The sequence below is a fragment of the Candidatus Vampirococcus lugosii genome, from assembly GCF_018420025.1.
Lineage (GTDB): Bacteria > Patescibacteriota > Gracilibacteria > Absconditabacterales > Absconditicoccaceae > Vampirococcus > Vampirococcus lugosii.
On sequence record NZ_JAEDAM010000051.1, the window covers coordinates 1 to 6,976 of the forward strand.

Consider the following 6,976-nt stretch of genomic DNA (forward strand, 5'->3'; position numbering starts at 1 on the left):
GATTTAGATTTTAAAGAAAAAACAGGAAGAGTAATTGCTGGTAAAGGAGATAAAGATAGGATTATAATATTATCTAAAAATTGGATAGAAAAGTATGAAAAATATCTAAAAAAAAGAAAATTTAATTCAGAATATTTATTTGTAAATAATAAAGGTACAAAATTATCTCCTGATAGTATTCAAAAATTCTTAAAAATATCTGCAAAAAAAGCAAATATTCAAAAAAGTGTAAGTCCACATAAATTAAGACATTCTTTTGCAACTTCTTTATTAGAAGAAGATGTAAGTATTAGATATATACAACAACTTCTAGGTCATGCTAATTTAAATACTACTCAAATATATACTAAAGTAAATACAAATAAATTAAAAAATATTAAAAATCCTTTAGATAGCTTATAAAAACATTTTCAACCTTAATATATATTAGGTGAAAATATATGAGATTTAAAAATTTTTTAGGTAAAAAATCATTTCAAATAAATCCAGATAAAAGAAAAGAATTAGAATCAAGAAAAAAAGAGATTAAAGATATAATAGAAACTACAAATAATAAAATTCAAATGTTAGAAAATAAAATATATAAGATAGATAACTCTAAAGAAATTAAAAAAGATAATAAAGAATTAAAAAAATTAGAAACTAAATTAAAAACACAAACTAAAAAATATGAAAATATAAAAACAAAATTAAAATAATCATAGATACCCCACACTTCCTGTAATAATTTAATTTTTTTAAATAAAATAAGTAAGAAAATAAAAATCAAACTAATTATATATAATAGTTTAATAATTAAAATAGATAAATATATAAATATTTTGACTAACTCATACTATATTAAATACATAATTTATATAATATTTATAGATTTTGGAGGAATAATATGAGTACAAGAATATCAAAATTATTTGGAATGGATATATATCAAACAGATGCAACTTATAGAGGAAAAGTACACGACCTTATAGTTAATTTAGAACAAGGTATTGTAGAGACTGTTACAACTCAACCTTTAAAAGTAAATTCTAAAGTAGAAGCTAAAAAAATAATAACAGATTATAGTATACCTTATAATAAAGTTATTTCTGCTGATGATATATTGTTAATTAATGCAGGTAATGTTCCAGCTAATAATAAAAAAGCACCTGCAGCTAAAAAAGAAGAATTTAAAGATTCTAAAGAAGAACAAATTAGAAAAAAATATATAGGTTATAGAAGTAGATATTCTAGAAGATAGTTTTTTTCTATTTTTTTTTATTTTATATTATATATATATATAATTATATATATAAATATATATACATAATAAAATTTTTATTTTAAAAAAAAGAAGAATACACGAAGTATGGGGGGTCTCTAAGTGAACAAAATAAAATCAGATTATATAAAATATAATTTTATATTTCCAGAGGGTACAAATCATTCTTCTTATATATATCAAAAAGTATTTAGATCTATATATGGATATAGTCAAAATGTTACTAAAAAAAATAATAAAATATATACATATTTAAGAAAAGGGATTATTTCAGAAATACCTTATATAAAACCAGGAAAAAATACTGTTATTTTACCTTTAAATAATAAAGATTTATTATTAGATTATTTTAAAACAGGAATTAATCCAACTCATAATTGGAAAATAAGAGGAGATTGGAAAGTTGATTATAATATAGATACTATTGAAGTTGATTCTGAGAGTATAATTAGAAGTTTAGAATATTATATAAAAAATTATAAAGTAATTAATATATTTAATAAAAATAATTTATTATTAAATGAAATAGAATTTTGTATAAATAATAATAATATAAATAAAGATTATATTGATTATATATATAAAATAATAAATAAAATAACTAGTTTTAATTGGTATAAAGAAGTTTATAATGATTCTGAATATTTAACTAATTTTAATAATAAAGTAATTGAATTTAAGAATAAATTTTATAATAATGAATAATTATTTTTCAATAATTATTACATTCTTTTTCCAAGTTCTTCTTTTACCTGTATTATTTACTTTAATTAAATTAATATCTGTTAATGTTTTTAGATAAGGGTATAGGCTTTTTTCGTTTTTATACTCTATATTGAACTCTAGTTTAATATTTTGCTTTATCTCATCCATATTTATCCATCTATCTGATGGAATGCTTCTAATTATATGGTCTGCTTGGGTGTTTTCTTTAATCTTTAATATATCCCAAATAGTGTTTAATTCATTTTTTAATTCTTGATAATTTACTGTTTTTTCTTGATATTGTAATTGTTGGTTTTGTTGTTGTGTTTGTATTTGATTAGATTCTTGTGCTTGTGATTGATTAGATTGTTGTATATTGTTTTGTTTATTAGTAATTAATTCATTAGAATTATTTTTTTTATTATTATTAATATTTTGAGTATGTATGTTATTTGAATAATTTTCTGTTTGATTGTTTAAATTTTGTTTTTTATCTATATTTTCATTTTGATTAGTTTGATTATTATCTTCTATATCTTTTTTTTTATTAAATAGTGTTTTTAAATTATTTATAATTTTTTTTAATTCCATACATATAGTAATTACCGTAATTATTTTAAAGGGTATAGTAATTACAGTAATTATACTAAGGTATTTTTAGTAATTACAGTAATTATTAGCTTATATTTTATAGTAATTACTTAAATTTTATTGGTAATTACAGTTATTTTTATATAATTTATATATTTTTTATAAATTAAGTTAATAAATATATATTTATACATATCAAAAATATTTTTTATTTAATATTTTATGTATATATATTTGTATATTTGTGTAAAATTAGTCTTTTTTTATGATTTTTTTCTAATTTTTATATTTTTTTTAATAATTTTTAGTTTAAAAAAAGTTTTTATAGTCTTTTTTTATAATTTAAATATCTTTAATACCTTTAATTTTAATTTAAATTATAAATTTTGTTTTATTTTTTATTTAAAGGGTATTTATAGCTTTAAATACGTTTAATTTTAATTAATTTATATGTCCAAGAATTAGATCAAAATTAAAATTTATTTAAAAAATAGTTATTAAATAGCGGGGAGTGGATTTGAACCACTGACCTTCGGGTTATGAGCCCGACGGGCACTCCAGACTGCCCCACCCCGCTATAAAAAATAAAGAATATAGTATATTAAATTAATATATATTTATATAACCAAAACTTATTTAAAGTATTAGTAATTATTCACATATATACCCTTTAGTATCATCATTAATTTTATTTAATATCTCTTCTAATCTATTTATATTTTTCTGAATATTTGTTTTCTTTCTTTTTAATGTAGTTATTTTTTTCTTAGTATCTACCATTTCTAAATTAGAATTACAATTAGGACATTTAAAATTATAACCTGCTGCTTCTTCAAAAGGTAATTCAATACATTTTTTAGGACAATAAAAAAAGTCGTGTATTTGTTTATCTTCAATAGTATATTCTAATTTTTTAAATTTCTTCATTTCTTGAATTAATAATATCTCTATAATTTTTTTATATTTTATTTCCCAATAAAATTCATATAAATTATTATCTTTTCTTCTTTCTTTTTTATAACATGCAATACCTCTATAGTGTAAACTATTTAATGTAGATCTTACTACTGTTATTTTTTCATTTAATTTATCTGATACTTGTTCAGGAGTTAAAGATTGTTTTTCAAACATTTTAACAATATCTGTTGCTAAAGGTCCTGCTATTTGTTTTAAAAATTCTAATGTATTTTTATCTTTTAATAATTCTTGTTTTAATTTCTTCATAATTTATCTCTTTAAAATTGGTATTTATATATATAATTATATATCAAACTTATTTTAAATTAATTACATTCTTATTATCATTATTAGGTATTATTTTAATCTCTGAATTATAATCTTTATTTTCTATAGATTTATTATCTATTAAATATAATATCATAGCAATTGCAGCAACTTCACTATGTGGTTGATTTGTTACACCTATATTATAATTAGCTATCTCATAGTATTTATGTTCTACTTTTGGTCCACCAACAATTAATAAAATATTTTTATTGTTTTTTATTTCTTTTATTTTCTTTGTAATATTTTCTCCATACATAGTTAAATGAATAATTATGTATTTTTCTTTTTTTAATTTTTTCACAAGTTCATATGGTTTTTGTGTATAATTAATTTCAAAAGAACTTCCAAATTTATTATTTATTTCTAAAACATTTTTTTCTATATTTTTATCTTGGATTCCAGAATAAAAAAAACTATTTGCTTTAAATGCTCTAGATACTAATGCACAATGTGTAGTTATTCTTTTATCTCTTAAAGGTCTATGATCTAATTTTAAAATCTTTATGTTCATATTATATTTTAGAAGTAATATGTTTTTATAATTTATTTTAATTGATTATGTAGGTTTTTTTGGTGTCCTTTTAAAAAGTTTTCTTTCATTATAATATATATAAATTTTATATTTTAAACAAATATAACTTTTTTTTATAATGGACCTGTAGCTCAGCCTGGCAGAGCACTGGGCTTTTAACCCAGGTGTCAGGGGTTCAAATCCCCTCGGGTTCATAAATTAAAAGGGCTCGTAGCTCAGTCTGGTTAGAGCACTGGACTCTTAATCCAGGTGTCGGGGGTTCAAATCCCCCCGAGCTCACTTGGATTATATTTAGGTACCGTAGCTCAGTCTGGGAGAGCAATAGGCTGAAGACCTATGTGTCGCGGGTTCAAATCCCGCCGGGACCACTCTAAATTCTATTTTTATTTAAATAATAATTTTGTTTAATAGTAATTACTCTTTTTTTATTAAGTAATTACACAATAATTTACAGTAATTACTATTTTTCAAGTAATTACAGAATATTTTATCAAGTAATTACTATAATTACATTTTAATAGATTAAATATATTTTTAATAAGTTTTGTTACTATAAATATATTTATGCAAGACAATTTAACACCAATGATGAAACAATATGTAGAGACTAAAAAAAAATATCCTGAAGGTATATTATTATTTAGAGCTGGAGATTTTTATGAGATGTTTTACGATGATGCAAAAATAGCATCTGAAATACTAAACATAACTTTAACAAAAAGAGGCTCTGAAAAAATAAATGTTCCTTTAGCTGGAATTCCTTTTCATTCTATAGATCCATACATAGCAAAATTAGTTAAAGCAGGAAAAAAAGTTGTAATTTGTGAACAAACAGAAAATCCAAAAAAAGCAAAAGGTTTAGTTAAAAGAGAAGTTACTAGAGTAATTACTCCTTCAACTTTATTTTCACAAAACTATGAAAATAATTTTCTTTGTTCAATAACATACTTAAATTCATCCTTTGGTTTTTCAATTATAGACATAACTACAGGTGAATTTAAAGCTACAAACTTTACTAATCTTTCAACATTACTTAATGAATTAAATTCAATAAAACCAAAAGAATTATTACTTACAAAAAATATTCTTAAAAATTACAAATTATATGATGAAATAAAAAAAACATTACCAAACACAATTATTAATTATACACAAAATTTAGATTTAAATAACTCTTTAGAAAATCTAAAAAAACATTTTAATTTAAGTTCTTTAGAGGGTTTTGGAATTTCAAAAAATCCAGAAATAATAATCTCTTGTAATAACGCTTTAGTTTATTTAAAAGAAACACAGTTTTCTAAATTAGAATATATTAAAGTAATTACTAGATATTCCTCTAAAAAATATTTAATGCTTGATAGAAAAACTATTAGAAATTTAGAATTAGTTTCAAATCTTCAAGATAATACTATAAAATATTCTTTATTTTATTTAATAAACAATACAAAAACTGCAATGGGTTATAGAAAATTATTTTTTGATATAACTCATCCTTTATTAGAAAGAGAAGAAATTAAACAAAGACTAGATGCTATTGAATATTTAAAAGATAATTTAGTTTATTTTCAATCAATTAATGAAAACCTATCATATATTTCAGATATTGAAAGAATTATAAGCAAAGTTGGTTTTAATAATGCCTCACCAAGAGATTTAGTTTCACTTAGACAATCTTTAGATATTATTCCTGAAATTAAATTTATTTTAAAAAAAACAGATAATAAACTATTACAAGAAATAGATAAAAATTTAGAAGATGTAAAAGATTTAAGAGAATTACTACATAAATCTATTGTAGATCAACCCCCTTTTAGTGTAAGAGAAGGTAAATTTATTAAAGTAGATTATAATAAAGAATTAAATGAATTAATAAACATACATAAAACTATAGATTCCTGGATTACAGAATATGAATATAAATTAAAAAATGAATTAAACATAAAATCTTTAAAATTAAAATTTAATAAAATATTTGGTTATTACATAGAGATTCCTAAAACCTATACATCTAAAGTTCCAGATTATTTTGAAAAAAAACAAACTTTAGTTAATGCAGAAAGATATACAACTAAAGAATTATCTCAAAAAGAAGAAACTTTAATTAATGCTAAAGAAAAAAGATTTGATTTAGAATTTCAAATATTTACAGATATTTGTAAAGATGTTTTAAATTATCAATCAACAATACAAAACATTTCTAAATATTTAGGTTTTTTAGATTTAATAATATCTCATACAAACACATCTATAACAAATAACTATAATAAACCAAATCTAAAAGAAACAAATAGACTTTATTTTAAAGATTTAAGACATCCAATTATAGAAAAACAAACTGAATTTATCCCAAATGATTGTGATTTAGATAATGAGAATAGAACTATGATAATAACAGGCCCAAATATGTCTGGAAAGAGTAGTTATATGAGAAGTGTTTGCCTTTCTATTATTTTAACACATACAGGGTGCTTTATTCCTGTTAATGACTCTGAAATTGGTTATATTGATGGTGTATTTACTAGAGTAGGCGCATCTGATGATATCTTACATGGACAAAGCACTTTTTTAGTTGAGATGTCTTAAATCTTTAAAATAAAGTC

General features: G+C 20.7%; 8 protein-coding genes and 4 tRNA genes. 8 read left to right on the plus strand and 4 right to left on the minus strand.

Annotation, left to right across the window (positions count from 1 at the left end):
• The 4 genes from VAMP_RS03830 to VAMP_RS03845 all read left to right on the plus strand — a co-directional run.
• The coding region (locus tag VAMP_RS03830; RefSeq protein WP_213349504.1) for a tyrosine-type recombinase/integrase at positions 1 to 402 on the plus strand (402 nt) is incomplete at its 5' end.
• A 38-nt stretch (positions 403 to 440) separates the two neighbouring features.
• Positions 441 to 698 (plus strand): hypothetical protein, encoded by a 258-nt coding sequence (locus VAMP_RS03835; RefSeq protein WP_213349506.1) that lies wholly within the window; start codon positions 441 to 443, stop codon positions 696 to 698.
• Positions 699 to 886: 188 nt separating this feature from the next.
• The gene (locus VAMP_RS03840) at positions 887 to 1,240 is read left to right on the plus strand and encodes a PRC-barrel domain-containing protein (RefSeq protein WP_213349509.1); all 354 of its coding nucleotides are present in this window, start codon (positions 887 to 889) and stop codon (positions 1,238 to 1,240) included.
• A gap of 123 nt (positions 1,241 to 1,363) precedes the next feature.
• Positions 1,364 to 1,966: a hypothetical protein gene (locus VAMP_RS03845; protein WP_213349512.1), complete on the plus strand. Its 603-nt coding sequence runs from the start codon at positions 1,364 to 1,366 to the stop codon at positions 1,964 to 1,966.
• On the opposite strand, the gene VAMP_RS03850 is transcribed toward VAMP_RS03845, so the two are convergent.
• The 4 genes from VAMP_RS03850 to VAMP_RS03865 form a co-directional block, all read right to left on the minus strand.
• Complete coding sequence (locus VAMP_RS03850) at positions 1,967 to 2,557, minus strand: hypothetical protein (RefSeq protein ID WP_213349515.1); 591 nt, start codon at positions 2,555 to 2,557, stop codon at positions 1,967 to 1,969.
• 502 nt (positions 2,558 to 3,059) lie between these two features.
• Positions 3,060 to 3,134: transfer RNA gene (locus tag VAMP_RS03855), tRNA-Met, on the minus strand.
• A gap of 74 nt (positions 3,135 to 3,208) precedes the next feature.
• The gene (locus tag VAMP_RS03860; RefSeq protein ID WP_213349518.1) at positions 3,209 to 3,781 is read right to left on the minus strand and encodes a hypothetical protein; all 573 of its coding nucleotides are present in this window, start codon (positions 3,779 to 3,781) and stop codon (positions 3,209 to 3,211) included.
• Positions 3,782 to 3,830: 49 nt separating this feature from the next.
• Positions 3,831 to 4,355, minus strand: a complete 525-nt coding sequence (locus tag VAMP_RS03865; RefSeq protein ID WP_213349521.1) for an RNA methyltransferase — start codon at positions 4,353 to 4,355, stop codon at positions 3,831 to 3,833.
• 141 nt (positions 4,356 to 4,496) lie between these two features.
• Here VAMP_RS03865 and VAMP_RS03870 point away from each other — a divergent pair.
• The 4 genes from VAMP_RS03870 to mutS all read left to right on the plus strand — a co-directional run bounded on the left by VAMP_RS03870 (position 4,497) and on the right by mutS (position 6,959).
• Positions 4,497 to 4,570 (plus strand) — tRNA-Lys (locus VAMP_RS03870).
• 10 nt (positions 4,571 to 4,580) lie between these two features.
• Positions 4,581 to 4,655 (plus strand) — tRNA-Lys (locus VAMP_RS03875).
• A gap of 15 nt (positions 4,656 to 4,670) precedes the next feature.
• A tRNA-Phe gene (locus VAMP_RS03880) sits at positions 4,671 to 4,744 on the plus strand.
• Between the two features lie 196 nt (positions 4,745 to 4,940).
• Positions 4,941 to 6,959, plus strand: a complete 2,019-nt coding sequence (gene mutS, locus VAMP_RS03885; protein ID WP_213349525.1) for a DNA mismatch repair protein MutS — start codon at positions 4,941 to 4,943, stop codon at positions 6,957 to 6,959.
• Positions 6,960 to 6,976 lie beyond the last annotated feature (17 nt).